This window comes from Enterococcus sp. DIV1411a, assembly GCF_050531945.1.
Lineage (GTDB): Bacteria > Bacillota > Bacilli > Lactobacillales > Enterococcaceae > Enterococcus_B > Enterococcus_B faecium.
Genome location: NZ_CP172892.1, coordinates 1,998,942 through 2,012,744, shown reverse-complemented (window position 1 = coordinate 2,012,744; position 13,803 = coordinate 1,998,942). Strand labels below are relative to the sequence as shown.

Genomic DNA, 13,803 nt, shown 5'->3' with positions numbered 1-13,803 from the left:
AAACTGTGGAAACGAAACGATATGATGAAACAGAATTGCAAGAGGCAGCCGAAGCACTGAAAGAAGGAGAACTTGTTGCTTTTCCTACCGAAACAGTATACGGATTGGGCGCCAACGCTCTTTTACCAAACGCTGTCAAGAAAGTGTTTTCTGTAAAAGGGAGACCGCAAGATAATCCATTAATCGTCCATGTCGCCTCTTTTGAACAAGTAAAAGAGTATGTGGACAACTTTCATCCGGCAGCAGAGAAGATTGTGAAGAACTTCTGGCCTGGACCATTAACTTTGATATTTAAGATCAAAAAAGACACTTTGCCCTCAGTTGTGACGGGAGGATTATCCACAGCTGCATTTCGTATGCCGGATAACAAAAAAACACTAGAAGTAATCGAACTTTCCGGTGTTCCGCTTGTCGGTCCAAGTGCAAATACGTCGGGAAAACCAAGTCCAACGACTGCAGATCATGTATATCATGATCTACAAGGAAAAATTACCGGGATTATTGATGATGGAGCTACGCGAATTGGTGTAGAATCCACTGTTCTTGATTTAAGTGATCCAACAGCCATGCCTATGATTTTACGACCAGGTGCAGTAACGAAAGAACAAATCGAAGCAGTCATCGAATCTCCTGTTGCTATTGATCAGCATCTTGTAAAAGAAAATGAAACACCAAAAGCGCCTGGGATGAAATACAAACACTACTCACCCGATACACGTGTTCTGATGGTCAGAGATGGCGATTGGTCAACTGCAGTTCAATGGGCAAAAAATAAGAAGATCCGTGCAGGTGTCATAGCAAGCCCCGAAATTGCGGATCAAGTGCGGACAGATACTGCAGCTGTTTATATGTATAACGACAACTCAGTAGAAGCGGCGGCTAAAGGATTGTTTGCAGGTCTAAGAGGATTAGATGAACCAACACTTGGATTAGATTTGATTTTTGTACAAGTATATCCAGAAACTGGATTGGGGAATGCTTATATGAATCGCTTGAAAAAAGCAGCAGGACAAAATTATTTTGAAAAATGATCAATTGGTTATTGTCGCATTCTTTTAGTATGATACAATGCTATCAAGTAAATCTTCTATCAGTGAACGAAAAACTAAGCGTAACTAATCGTAATAGAAGAGATACGAATATTTGGCAATTTGTTTTTGAGGGGAAAAATAAAATTGTAGGAAAATAAAAAGGAGCTGTTGTTTGTGGTAGATTACAAAACGTTTGACCCTGATCTTTGGGCTGCGATCGCCAAAGAAGAAGAAAGACAAGAACATAATTTGGAGCTGATTGCCTCTGAAAACTTTGTCTCCGAAGCAGTGATGGCTGCACAAGGAAGTATCTTGACAAATAAATACGCAGAAGGTTATCCAGGGCATCGCTATTATGGTGGGTGTGAATTTGTCGATATCGTTGAAAATTTAGCGATTGACCGTGCAAAAGAATTATTCGGAGCGAAATTTGCGAACGTCCAGCCTCACTCCGGCTCTCAAGCCAACACGGCTGCTTATCTCGCTTTGGTAGAACCAGGGGACACGATCTTAGGAATGGATCTTTCCGCAGGCGGACATCTAACACATGGATCACCAGTCAACTTCAGTGGCAAAACCTATCACTTTGTTGTTTACGGTGTTGATCCGACAACAGAAGTTATTGATTATAATGTGGTACGTATTTTAGCTAGAAAACATCAACCAAAATTGATCGTAGCAGGTGCCAGTGCTTACGGACGAACGATCGACTTTGCGAAATTCAGAGAAATCGCAGATGAAGTAGGCGCAAAACTGATGGTAGATATGGCACATATCGCAGGATTAGTAGCAGCAGGACTTCATCCTAATCCAGTTCCTTATGCAGATATCACAACGACTACCACTCATAAAACACTGCGCGGACCTCGAGGCGGCATGATTTTGACAAACGATGAAGCATTAGCAAAAAAAATAAATAGTGCGGTATTTCCTGGTATTCAAGGCGGCCCTCTAGAGCATGTGATTGCGGGTAAAGCAGTAGCATTCAAAGAAGCATTAGATCCTGCATTTAAAGAATATAGTGAACAAATCATCGCCAATGCAAAAGCAATGGTCAAAGTTTTCAATCAAGCAATTGGAACCAGAGTCATTTCAGGGGCGACAGATAATCATCTGATGTTGATCGATGTTCGCGAGTTAGGTATAAATGGAAAAGAAGCAGAGAGCATTTTGGACAGTGTGAATATCACTGTAAATAAAAACTCGATTCCTTTTGAAACACTAAGTCCATTCAAAACAAGCGGTATTCGAATCGGCACGCCAGCAATCACTACTCGCGGGTTCAAAGAAGAAGATGCTGTAAAAGTGGCTGAACTAGTTGTCAAAGCATTACAAGCAAAAGATGATAACGTTCAACTAGACGAAGTCAAAACAGGTGTACGCGAATTAACTGAAAAATTTCCGTTGCATAAAAAATAAAAATTTAAATTCCATTAGTAAACAGAAAAGTTCAATGTTGGGCTTTTCTGTTTTTTTCTGTTTATTTTTTGGGAAAACGGATTCTTTGACAATATCGGTGATGCTCTCTAGTATATGAGGTGTAATTTTAGTCTTCACACTAAATCTCAGGGAGGAAAAGTCATGACTGATCGTATCTCGTTAGAAAAGGAAGCAATAGCATTCAGTGATGCAAATGCGCCTCATCCGCGTATCTATGAACTAGCACCGGAAGAAGGAAGAGCTTTACTAGAAGAAGTACAAGAATCACCTGTGAACAAATATTCCGTCGATATTGAAGACTTGATGGTGGATACTGGCGAATGGGGAAAACTCAATATTCGTCTCGTACGACCAGAAGGGAATATGGATAAATTACCAGTTATTTTTTATATTCATGGAGCAGGCTGGGTTTTTGGCAGTGCTCAAACCCATGATAAATTGATCAGAGAACTTGCGGTTCGTACGAATTCCGTCGTTGTCTTTCCAGAATATAGTCGATCACCAGAAGCAAAATATCCAACAGCAATTGAACAAAATTATGCTGTGTTGCAACAGCTGAATAAATTAGCCAAGTCAAAAAATCTGGATCTCGAGAATCTAATCGTTGCAGGAGATTCAGTAGGTGGTAACATGGCTACAGTCATGACGATCTTAACAAAAGAACGAAAGGGCCTCCCAATATCCAAGCAATTGCTGTATTATCCAGTCACAAACGCTGATTTTGATACAGATTCCTATCATGAATTCGGGGAAAACTATTTTTTGACAAGAGAAGGAATGATGTGGTTTTGGGATCAATACACGACGAATGAGGAAGAGCGTGCTGAAATCACAGCTTCGCCTTTGAGAGCAGACCTGAATGAACTAAATGATCTTCCTCCAGCAATGATTTTAACGGGAGAAGCGGATGTATTAAGAGATGAAGGTGAGGCTTATGCGCGCAAACTTCGTGATGCAGGGGTTCCTGTTACACAAGTACGCTTCCAAGGAATCATCCATGATTTTGTCATGGTAAATGCTATGGATCAGACAAAGGCAACGCGTGCAGCAATGGCATTATCTACTTCTTGGATCAAGAAAAAAGAATAAGCTTTGCTTGTCCACAGGAAAACTTCTTTTCAAAAACGGATTTTCTTAGGAAAAATGGCGAGTTTGACTAGTCAATCACTTGATTTTGTTTTACAATTAAAAAGAAACGACAGAACAAAGGAGAGCTTAAAAAATGGGCAAATTTCAAGTGATCGATCATCCATTGATTCAACACAAACTAACTATTATTCGGGACAAAAACTGCGGAACAAAGGTTTTTCGTGAAGTAGTCGATGAAATCGCTATGTTGATGGCATATGAAGTATCACGGGATATGCCATTGGAAGACATCGTGATCGAAACACCGATCACTGAAACAACACAAAAAACGTTGTCTGGTAAAAAAGTAGCGATTATTCCAATCTTGCGCGCAGGTATTGGAATGGTTGACGGTATCTTGGAATTGATTCCAGCTGCTAAAGTGGGACATATCGGTCTTTATCGAGATGAAGAAACATTGGAACCACATGAATATTTCGTCAAACTTCCAGAAGACATTGATGCACGTCAGTTGTTTGTAGTAGATCCAATGTTGGCAACAGGCGGATCAGCAATCATGGCAATCGATGCATTGAAAGAACGTGGCGCGTCGAACATTAAATTTGTTTGTTTGGTAGCAGCACCTGAGGGAGTAAAAGCTTTGCAAGAAGCGCATCCTGATATTGACATCTATACAGCTTCTCTAGATGAAAAATTGAATGAACATGGTTATATCGTTCCTGGACTAGGGGATGCGGGTGACCGTTTGTTTGGTACAAAATAAGTAAATACGAAAAAGGGTGTGATACAACTTTTGTCACATCCTTTTTTGGTCATTTTTAACGTTTGATGCAGAACAGCTTTTTCACAGCTTTCGTTTGCATATAAAAAAAACCATCCCAAAAATGCAGAGATGGTCAAATTCAAATCTTTTTTAGTTCTTTGTAGTTAACGATTACTACACCCTTACTTTGCGTCATCAAGTTCGCATTTTCTGCAGTTTCATCAATCTCAACAACAGCGGAATTTTTCAATTGCTTTGAAATCGTTCCAGTTTGCGACTTGCCGTGAATTGTGAACATTACGTGAGTATTGATCTTGAATTTTTCACCAATTTCCGATGGTACGATAGTTGTATCAAATTTTCCAAAAGTTGCCATTTTCATAAAACCTGCCTTTCACATCAATTATACCACGTTTTATGAAAAATATCATGAAATTAAACTAATTTTCCATCGGACTCTTTACAATCAGCCAAATAGAGTATATAATTTCTTTTGGATAAGGCCAGCTTAGCTCAGTTGGTAGAGCAACGCACTCGTAACGCGTAGGTCGTAGGTTCGATCCCTATAGCTGGCATTAAAAGAGAAGACAGATGTATCAAGGATTTTTAATCCATTGATACATCTGTCTTTTTGTTTAAAGGAAATAAAGTATGCTTTCTTAGCAATAGAGCATGTATTATTTCTATAAAAATTTAGGAGAATAAAACGACTAGCAATATAGCTGTGAAATCAAATATCACATGAACTGCCCAACTTGTAATGATCGAGTTGCTTTTAATGGCAGCTTGGTTGAATAACAATCTTGCCACCCCTTGTATCAAAAGGATGTGTGCTACAGTGTGTAAAATATTTCCATTATCATAAGTACTGTAATGGATAAATCCAAAGATGATTGCTGACAAGAAACTAGCGACAGGAATGCTGAACTTACTAGAAAAAATAGCGAGAAAATACACTGAGAACAATTCTTCTCCAAGTATCATGATAGGCAAAATAATAAATAATAACGGGCTGAAAGCCTCATTTATTGGATTGCCTGTTAAACCCCATTTCAAAATTTGTTGCAAAAATACCGAGACTGCGGCACTGATTACTACATTGATAAAAAAATATTTGGCTATATTTTTGACAGGAGCGACAGGTTTCGAGAACATATTTTTCGTATCTTTTTTACCAAAAACAAGTATAAATGCTATAAATCCAGTGATAGTTAAAGAAAAAATGCTAATGATGGATGGCGCAAATAGCAACCCTAACAAACCGAGTACAACGACAATAGTGCCCAATATCCCTTTTTTTAGTTCTATTTTTTTTCCTAAAATGTTATTCATGATAATAACTCCTACTATTCAGTTTTTGAAGATAGAGTCAGTATACATGAAGAGTTAAAATAGGCAATGTTTTTTTATGAATATTTGTATTGCTAAAAATTTATTTTATATATTCATTTTGATTATACTACTTTTATTTGTAAAAATTTTCTAGCAAAACAGTCAAGTCCATAATCCTGTGTAAAATACTATACAATGTTTTACCGGTCTCTCATTGATCAAACTTAATATATTTTCTTGTAGAACTGAGCCATTCGTCATGAAGGTCCATAAGGACAGCTCCAATTAATCGATTGGCAGACGTTCGGTTGGGAAAAATCCGAATAATCTTTTCTCTTCTGCGGACTTCCTGGTTCAGTCGTTCAAGAAGGTTGGTGCTTTTTAGCCGATTATGACTATTTCCGATAACCGTGTATTGAAAGGCATCTTCGAAGCCATTATCCAATATTTCGCAGGCTTTTGTATATTTAGGCTGGTCGATATATTCACCGACTAAGGCATTCTTAGCTGTTCGAGCGAGTTCAATATCCGTAAACTTAAAGATCGCTTTTACTGCTTCTCTAAACGGTTTTGAATTCTTTTTTGGAATGGAACTGAAGATGTTTCTTAAAAAATGGACCTGGCATCTCTGCCAACTTGCGTTGGTAAATGACTTACGAATCGCAGACACTAGGCCTTTATGGGCATCAGAAATGATGAGTTCTGTCCCCTTTAGGCCGCGTTCTTTTAAGTATTCAAAGAAGATGGACCATGTGTCATCACTTTCTTCATTTTGAATCATGAAGCCAATGATTTCACGGTCGCCACCTTCTGTTATCCTGATCGCAATATGGCAGCTTTTAGAAAGCACTCGATGGTCCTCACGGACTTTTATGTAGAGAACATCAGTCATCAGATAAGGATAATTCGTACCTGAGAGTGAACGGTTCTGCCATTCGTTGACCATCGGGTCTAACTGCTCAGTCAGGCTAGAAACAAAAGATTTCGATACAGATTTTCCACATAGCTCTTCAACAATCTTTGAAACTTTACGTGTCGAAACGCCCGAAACATACATCTCAAGCATTGAAGCGAGCAGTGCCTTTTCATTTCGCTGATAACGCTCAAACACCGTCGGTGAAAATTCACCATCACGTGTTCTAGGCACTTTTAATTCGAGTGTACCCACACGAGTCGTAAAGTCTCGCTCATAATAGCCATTTCTTTGACTCTGACGACTTTCTGAACGTTCATAGTCATCGGCTTGAATATATTCTGTTCGTTGATTTTCCATCAATTGGTTGAAAACAGTGGTTAAAATATTTTTAGAAACATCATCTTTTACCGAATGTTCAATAATACTTTGAACCTCTTCGTTGTTCAGTGTAAAATGTACTTGGGTCATGTAACGTCCTCCTGGGTATGTTTTTGTGGTTAAAAACATTGTACCGTAAAAGGGCTGTTACATGGCCTTTTATCTTTTACACAATTATATGGACTTTATCGAAAAAATGAAAAAGTGTAGAAATATTATTTTATCAATGTTATTTATTATTACTAATATAACATCACTGATTCCTGTTCATGTCTATGCGGATGCAGGCAGAGATATCAGCAGTAATGTCACTTCGTTGACCGTGGACCCAACGAATATTACAGATGGAGGAAACATAAAAGTAAAATTCTCGTTTGACGAAAAAAAACAAAATATCCAACCAGGTGATTATCTTTGGATCAATTGGCCAAGTGAAGGAAATATTCGCGGTGAAGGATTCCAAAAAGAAATCCCATTAATGATTGAAAATAAAAATGTTGGAACTTTAACGGTCAGAAAAGATTCTGCGCAGGTTGTGTTTAATGAAAATATTAAAAACCTAGACTCAGTAGAAGGTTGGGGGCAATTTGAGATACAGGCCAGAAACGTAACCGATACCGGTGAAGAAAATACGGGACCATTCACCGTGACGAGCGGTGATAAAACAGCTACTGTAAATGTGACAAAGCCAGCTTCTGGTTCTTCTTCTAGCGTTTTTTATTATAAAACAGGAGACATGCTACCTGAAGATACTAAGCACATTCGATGGTTTTTGAATATTAACAATAACGGCACTTATGTTGAACAACCAGTTAAAATCAGTGATGAAATCCAAAGTGGACAAAGATTAGATCCAAGTACGTTTGAAATTAATCAAATACACTTAGGTGAACAGAAGGTTTATAGAGGAGAAGAGGGAATCCAACAATTTTTACAAGATTTCCCCGGCGCTACATTTAATTTTTCAGTAACTGATAATTACATTGAAATAACTATACCAAAAAACTTTGTGAATCTTAGGAAAATAATGGTGAGTTATAAGACGATCATAGAAAACCCAGAACAAATAAATTTTGAGAATCATTCGGAAGCTTGGTTTAAAGAATTTAATAAACCTGCTGTTGATGGAGAAAGTTTCAATCATACAGTTAAAAATATTTCAGCTTCTGGTGGAGTCAACGGTACAGTTAGAGGCGAATTGAAGATTTTCAAATATATCAATGACACAGAGATTGGTATCCCAAATGTGACTTTCGAATTAAGACGAGCAGATGAACAGCCTATTCAAGGACAGTCTAGTATCCTGTTGACTTCGAATGAACAGGGAGAAGCTAGTATCAAAGGCCTGCAAGTAGGAGACTATGTTGTAAAAGAAAAAGAAGCACCCAATTGGATTGATTTTGATCCACTAAGTTCAAATGAACTCAAATTCTCCATAAACGAAAATGATACAGAGGGAGTCAGTTTACCTATTTATAACAAGAAAAAGGTTACGAACATCACAGCAACTAAAATTTGGAACGGTGGAACCACTCCAAGACCGAGTATTTATTTTAAATTATTCAGAGCAAGTACAAACAATTGGGAACCAGTTCCTGATGCAGAAACAAAACGATTAGACAATGGAATAACTTCAGTGACTTGGGAAGATATCCAACAGTATGATGATAGGGGAAACGAATATACGTTTAAAGTGCAAGAAGTAGATCAAAACGGAAATGATTATGTCCCTTCAGGTTATCAAAAAATTGAAAACGGGCTAGTCGTTACAAATGAGAATAAAGAAGTCATTTCAGTCTCAGGACAAAAAACATGGGAAGACAATGAGAACCAAGACGGCAAACGACCGACGACGATCATAGTAAATCTATTAGCCGACGGTCAACCGATCCAACACAAAGAAGTAAGTGAAAAAGATGATTGGCGCTATCGTTTCACGAATCTGCCAAAATACAGAGACGGGCAAGAAATCATCTATACTGTAACGGAAGACAACGTGCCCGAATACAGTACGACAATTGAAGGGTATAACATCAAAAACAGTTATACACCGGGTAAAACTAGTCTAAGCGCTACTAAAGTATGGGATGATGGAAATAACCAAGATGGGCTACGACCTCAAAGTATCCAAGTCCAGCTGTATGCTAATAACCAAAAAGTAGGCGAAGCAGTAGAACTGAGCGAGGAGAATCACTGGACGACCACGTGGAACGAATTGGCAGAAAAGGCGAAAGGTCAAGCTATCACTTATCGAGTGGAAGAGTTGACCAAAGTAGCTGGCTATACCAGTGAAGTTAAACAAACAAAGGATGGAAACATCGTTATTACCAATACCCATGTACCAGAAACCAAAGAGGTTTCAGGACAAAAAACATGGGAAGACAATGAGAACCAAGACGGCAAACGACCGACGACGATCACAGTAAATCTATTAGCCGACGGTCAACCGATCCAACACAAAGAAGTAAGTGAAAAAGATGATTGGCGCTATCGTTTCACGAATCTGCCAAAATACAGAGACGGGCAAGAAATCATCTATACTGTAACGGAAGACAACGTGCCCGAATACAGTACGACAATTGAAGGGTATAACATTAAAAACAGTTATACACCGGAAAAAACAAATATATCTATACCAGGTAGCCATATAACACCGTGGAAAAATTTTCCAGAGAAGACAGAGAGAGAGAAAATTAGAAATCTATTCTCTCAAAAATTGCAAATATTTGCTCATACAGGAGAATCCAGCGAACAAAGAAGCAATTATATTAGTAAGAGAGCTGTACCTAAACAGATAACAAATAAATCAAAAAGCATTCTTCCTAAAACAAGTAGTAAAAAATCTAGTTTTGCTGTAATCATTGGTTTATTGATAGTAACTATCTGTGCTGGGATATTCTTACAAAAATATAAAAAAGTTTAGTTAGAATATAATATTTTTTGTTAAATATGACTGAAATCAAAAGAATAAAATTCCGATTTATAATCGAAAAAAGAAGCATTTTTATATATGCTTCTTTTTTCGTAGAATCAATAAATATGGATTTGGCTAACTATGGAAGAATACTCGTATTAGTTTTCAGCGTTCATACTAGTTGTTACATTGTTTGATTGGCCAAAAGAATTTCTGATATATTTTGTGCTAAATAAAGAAAAAGACGCTTGAATTGGGAAATAAGAAAACTACTCTATCATTACAAATTTTCATAAACTGGCAGATGTTCTAAGTAAACAAGTATCTTTTCAAAGTCGGAAAAATCCATAATCAACGTAGTGGTATTGATATTTGGATGAAAGCCTACGGTATCTTGACGATCAATAGCAGCATCGATCACGACTTGGATTTTTTTCTCTTTGTCGTGCATCAATGCTAATGGAGTCACTGTACCTGCTGGAACGCCTAGGAGGTCAGGAAGCTGTTCTTCAGAAACAAAAGATAAGCGCTTTTCTTTTAATTGTTCAGCTAGTTGTTTTAAATCGGCGTGCTTTTCATCAGGCAAGATGACAAGATAGATTTGTTTTCCTTTTCTTGATTTCAATAATAGATTTTTTACTTGCGGACCAGGTAGGGAAAAAGGGACATTTTTGACTGACGTAATCGCAGGATGATCGACTTTTTGAAAAGAGATACCCAGTTTTTTTAGTAGTTCATAAGCTTCTTGTTCGGTTGCACGACTCATCGCGCATCACCCTCCTTTTTTTATTAGTGTATCATAAAAAAGAGTTGACAAATGAAAAATAATCATGTAAATTACACGTAAAGTTAAAACAAATGACATCGAAAAGAAGAGTAGCCGTTAGGTGTTTTTAGAGAGTCTCTGGTTGGTGGAAAGAGGCAGCAGTTAACCGTGAAACACATCTTGGAGTCGATTTTCTGAAGCGTATAGTAGGAAAATCCGGGGAGCCCGTTACAGCTGCGGTCGTTGCTAGATGACCAGATAAGGCTGGCTTTTCCGTGAGGAGCCGGTAAAAAAAGGTGGAACCACGTGATTAACGTCCTTTGATCTTCGGATCAAAGGACTTTTTGTTTTCATCTGAACGGCAACGACTGTGTGAGGTTTTTTCTGCAAGGAAAAAATAAACAGAGGTGGAACCACGTATAATACGTCCTCTTGGCATTTGCCAAGAGGATTTTTTTATTTTAAAGGAGGAAAAGAAGATGGAGTATTTGATTGAAGTTATGCCGCAATTATTAGTAGGAGCACTCACAACATTGAAATTATTTTTATTTACCTTGATTGGCTCATTACCATTAGGGATTGTTTTAGCATTAGGATTGTCTTTGCATTTTAAGCCGCTACGCTACTTGCTTCAAACATATGTATGGGTTATGCGGGGAACACCGCTGTTGTTGCAACTGATTTTTATTTTTTATGGGTTGCCGACGATTGGGATCGTTTTTGATCGTTTCGAAGCAGCACTCATTGCCTTTATCTTAAACTATGCAGCTTATTTTGCAGAGATCTTTCGTGGAGGGATACAATCGATTCCTCAAGGTCAATATGAAGCAGCGCAAGTTTTGCAATTAAGTCCCTTTCAAACGGTGACGAAAATCGTCATCCCACAAGTGACAAAGATTGTTTTACCTTCTGTAGGGAATGAAGTTATCAACTTGGTCAAAGATTCTTCCTTGATCTATATATTAGGTTTAGGTGACGTAATGCGTGCTGGGAAAATCGCGATGGAACGCGACGCGACTTTACTGCCTTTGCTAGGCGTGGCAATCATCTATCTTACATTGACTGGTATTCTAACAATCGTAATGAAACAAGTTGAAGGAAAATTAAATTATTACCGCTAACTGATAGGAGGAAGAAATATGATTGAATTGAAGAAAGTGAACAAAGCATTTGGTGAAAAAAAAATAATCAAAGATTTGAATCTAATCATTCCAGATGGGAAAACATTAGCTATCGTAGGTCCTTCCGGTGGCGGTAAAACCACGCTTTTACGTATCTTGGCTGGCTTAGAAAGTTCTGACAGCGGAGAATTTTATTTAGATGGTGTACCGTTCAACCCATTCGAGCTTAAAATGAAAGAACAAGTTGTAGGAGTCGTATTCCAAGACTTCCAGCTATTTCCACATCTGAATATTTTTGAAAACATTACCTTAGCACCAAAAATGGTATTGAAACAGACAAAAGAAGAATACACCAAAAAAGCAGAAGAATTAGCGGCTTCATTAGGGATTAGTGATTTATTGAATAACTATCCTTATCAGCTTTCTGGCGGACAAAAACAGCGGGTAGCGATTGCCAGAGCATTGGCTATGAATCCACGGGTATTGGCTTATGATGAACCAACAAGTGCTTTAGATCCTGAATTACGCCAGCAAGTCGAGCGTTTGATCCTATCATTGAAAGAAGATGGGGTAACCCAAATTATTGTCACCCATGATTTAGTATTTGCAGAAAATGTCGGTGATCAATTACTAAAAGTTTCCCCAATTCATTAAGAAAGGAGAAGATAGAGATGAAAAAAAACAGTTTTCTATTCGCTTTGATCGCAGGTCTTCTTCTTTTTGCAGGCTGTTCGAACAAAAAAACTTCAGCAGATAATTGGGCGACTATCAACGAAGAGAAAAAAATCGTTATAGGTTTAGACGATACATTTGTTCCTATGGGATTTAGAGATAAAGACGGGAAGCTCACAGGATTTGATATTGATTTAGCCAAAGCAGTCTTTGAACAATATGGGATTACGGTAGACTTTCAGCCCATTGACTGGTCAATGAAGGAATTTGAACTGAACAATGGAACGATCGATTTGATATGGAACGGCTATTCCAAAACGCCGGCAAGAGAAAAGAAAGTGCAATTTACAAAACCTTATATGGAAAACGATCAAGTGCTGATCACACCTAAAGAATCAGGAATCACAAACTTTGGACAAATGAATAATAAGAGATTAGGTGCACAAAATGGGTCATCTGGTTATGATGTATTTACGAAACAACCAGAAGTATTAAAAGAGATAGTCAAAAACCAAGATGCTGTTTTGTATGATAGTTTTAATGAAGCATTGATCGATCTGAAAAGCAGACGGGTCGATGGTCTGCTGATGGATAAAGTATACGCAGACTATTATTTGAAACAAAGAAACGAACTAGAAGACTTCAACATAACAAAAGGTTCTTATGAAAGTGAGGATTTTGCAGTTGGTGCACGCAAGTCAGATAGTACATTAGTGAAAAAAATCAATGAAGCCCTAGATCAACTAGAGAAAACAGGTGAATTCCAAAAAATATCCGATAAATGGTTTGGCGAAGATGTTACGCCGAGAAATTAACAAATAGGGGACTGTGACAAAAGACGTGTCACAGTCCCTTTTTCCGAATAAACAGTGTTCTCCTGCCAACTCCTTGTGACACGGAGCTGAATGGCAGGCTCACAACCTCTTGGTAAACGGTGTTCAAAAGCCAGTTTCTCGGTATTAAGCCAAATTTATGCAAAAATGTAGAAAGCCATTTTCACAAAATTTTTCTTACTACTCGAAACTAAGCGACTTTTTCACAACCTCTTTCTTAAACGGTGTTCAATCAGCTGACTCTCGGTATTAGCTCAAAAAACGGCAAAATATGAGGAACTATTTTGCCGTTTGTTTCTCTAATACTCAGGTCAAAGTGCTGATTTCACAACCTCTTGGTAAACGGTGTTCAAAAGCTTGCATCTGCGGTAATAAATCCAGCCAAGTAAAAACATAAGAAGCTGTTTTTACTTGGCTGTTCTTATTACTTGATGCAGGGCAGCTTTTTCACAACCTCTTATACACGGTGTTCCAGAAGTAGCTTCTTCGAAAAATAAGCCGAAATTTTACAAAACTTTGAGAAGCAATTTTCGTACATTACTTCTTGT

12 protein-coding genes, 1 tRNA gene and 1 other annotated feature are annotated in these 13,803 nt (G+C 37.9%); of the genes, 9 read left to right on the top strand and 4 right to left on the bottom strand.

Annotation, left to right across the window (positions count from 1 at the left end; translation table 11 throughout):
* The first annotated feature begins 5 nt into the window (after positions 1-5).
* The 4 genes from IGJ87_RS09750 to upp all read left to right on the top strand — a co-directional run bounded on the left by IGJ87_RS09750 (position 6) and on the right by upp (position 4,323).
* Complete coding sequence (locus IGJ87_RS09750) at positions 6-1,031, top strand: L-threonylcarbamoyladenylate synthase (protein WP_002318664.1); 1,026 nt, start codon at positions 6-8, stop codon at positions 1,029-1,031.
* A 174-nt stretch (positions 1,032-1,205) separates the two neighbouring features.
* Entirely contained in the window at positions 1,206-2,450 is a 1,245-nt protein-coding gene (glyA, locus tag IGJ87_RS09745; RefSeq protein ID WP_113787880.1) for a serine hydroxymethyltransferase, read from the top strand.
* Between the two features lie 162 nt (positions 2,451-2,612).
* Complete coding sequence (locus tag IGJ87_RS09740) at positions 2,613-3,560, top strand: alpha/beta hydrolase (protein ID WP_002338674.1); 948 nt, start codon at positions 2,613-2,615, stop codon at positions 3,558-3,560.
* A 133-nt stretch (positions 3,561-3,693) separates the two neighbouring features.
* Entirely contained in the window at positions 3,694-4,323 is a 630-nt protein-coding gene (gene upp, locus IGJ87_RS09735; protein WP_002294095.1) for a uracil phosphoribosyltransferase, read from the top strand.
* 139 nt (positions 4,324-4,462) lie between these two features.
* Here upp and IGJ87_RS09730 read toward each other — a convergent pair whose 3' ends face one another.
* The gene (locus IGJ87_RS09730; protein WP_002294094.1) at positions 4,463-4,705 is read right to left on the bottom strand and encodes a hypothetical protein; all 243 of its coding nucleotides are present in this window, start codon (positions 4,703-4,705) and stop codon (positions 4,463-4,465) included.
* Positions 4,706-4,825: 120 nt separating this feature from the next.
* Between IGJ87_RS09730 and IGJ87_RS09725 the strand changes: the two genes are divergently transcribed.
* Positions 4,826-4,898 (top strand) — tRNA-Thr (locus IGJ87_RS09725).
* A 118-nt stretch (positions 4,899-5,016) separates the two neighbouring features.
* Here IGJ87_RS09725 and IGJ87_RS09720 read toward each other — a convergent pair.
* Together IGJ87_RS09720 and IGJ87_RS09715 are read right to left on the bottom strand one after the other, a co-directional pair.
* Positions 5,017-5,655 (bottom strand): CPBP family glutamic-type intramembrane protease, encoded by a 639-nt coding sequence (locus IGJ87_RS09720; protein ID WP_002326001.1) that lies wholly within the window; start codon positions 5,653-5,655, stop codon positions 5,017-5,019.
* Between the two features lie 211 nt (positions 5,656-5,866).
* A complete protein-coding gene (locus IGJ87_RS09715; protein ID WP_430609293.1) occupies positions 5,867-7,039 on the bottom strand; it encodes an IS256-like element IS1542 family transposase in 1,173 nt (390 codons plus the stop codon).
* A gap of 106 nt (positions 7,040-7,145) precedes the next feature.
* Here IGJ87_RS09715 and IGJ87_RS09710 point away from each other — a divergent pair, with 106 nt between their 5' ends.
* Positions 7,146-9,872 (top strand): Cna B-type domain-containing protein, encoded by a 2,727-nt coding sequence (locus IGJ87_RS09710; RefSeq protein ID WP_081156717.1) that lies wholly within the window; start codon positions 7,146-7,148, stop codon positions 9,870-9,872.
* 271 nt (positions 9,873-10,143) lie between these two features.
* On the opposite strand, the gene IGJ87_RS09705 is transcribed toward IGJ87_RS09710, so the two are convergent.
* On the bottom strand, positions 10,144-10,629 hold the full coding sequence (locus IGJ87_RS09705) for a prolyl-tRNA synthetase associated domain-containing protein (protein WP_002289239.1): 486 nt from the start codon (positions 10,627-10,629) through the stop codon (positions 10,144-10,146).
* Between the two features lie 89 nt (positions 10,630-10,718).
* Positions 10,719-10,953: a binding site (T-box leader), on the top strand.
* Positions 10,954-11,108: 155 nt separating this feature from the next.
* Here IGJ87_RS09705 and IGJ87_RS09700 point away from each other — a divergent pair.
* Genes IGJ87_RS09700 through IGJ87_RS09690 form a run of 3 tightly spaced genes read left to right on the top strand, consistent with a single transcriptional unit; the run spans position 11,109 to position 13,237 of the window.
* Entirely contained in the window at positions 11,109-11,750 is a 642-nt protein-coding gene (locus IGJ87_RS09700) for an amino acid ABC transporter permease (protein ID WP_002289240.1), read from the top strand.
* Positions 11,751-11,768: 18 nt separating this feature from the next.
* A complete protein-coding gene (locus tag IGJ87_RS09695) occupies positions 11,769-12,404 on the top strand; it encodes an amino acid ABC transporter ATP-binding protein (protein ID WP_002299692.1) in 636 nt (211 codons plus the stop codon).
* A 17-nt stretch (positions 12,405-12,421) separates the two neighbouring features.
* A complete protein-coding gene (locus IGJ87_RS09690) occupies positions 12,422-13,237 on the top strand; it encodes an amino acid ABC transporter substrate-binding protein (protein WP_002318672.1) in 816 nt (271 codons plus the stop codon).
* Positions 13,238-13,803 lie beyond the last annotated feature (566 nt).

Bases quoted from the DNA above. Each gene is read 5' to 3' on its own strand.
- IGJ87_RS09695 (WP_002299692.1), top strand. From the start codon at position 11,769: ATGATTGAATTGAAGAAAGTGAACAAAGCATTTGGTGAAAAAAAAATA.
- IGJ87_RS09710 (WP_081156717.1), top strand. From the start codon at position 7,146: ATGAAAAAGTGTAGAAATATTATTTTATCAATGTTATTTATTATTACT.
- IGJ87_RS09715 (WP_430609293.1), bottom strand. From the start codon at position 7,039: ATGACCCAAGTACATTTTACACTGAACAACGAAGAGGTTCAAAGTATT.
- IGJ87_RS09740 (WP_002338674.1), top strand. From the start codon at position 2,613: ATGACTGATCGTATCTCGTTAGAAAAGGAAGCAATAGCATTCAGTGAT.
- IGJ87_RS09720 (WP_002326001.1), bottom strand. From the start codon at position 5,655: ATGAATAACATTTTAGGAAAAAAAATAGAACTAAAAAAAGGGATATTG.
- upp (WP_002294095.1), top strand. From the start codon at position 3,694: ATGGGCAAATTTCAAGTGATCGATCATCCATTGATTCAACACAAACTA.
- IGJ87_RS09705 (WP_002289239.1), bottom strand. From the start codon at position 10,629: ATGAGTCGTGCAACCGAACAAGAAGCTTATGAACTACTAAAAAAACTG.
- IGJ87_RS09690 (WP_002318672.1), top strand. From the start codon at position 12,422: ATGAAAAAAAACAGTTTTCTATTCGCTTTGATCGCAGGTCTTCTTCTT.
- IGJ87_RS09730 (WP_002294094.1), bottom strand. From the start codon at position 4,705: ATGAAAATGGCAACTTTTGGAAAATTTGATACAACTATCGTACCATCG.
- IGJ87_RS09700 (WP_002289240.1), top strand. From the start codon at position 11,109: ATGGAGTATTTGATTGAAGTTATGCCGCAATTATTAGTAGGAGCACTC.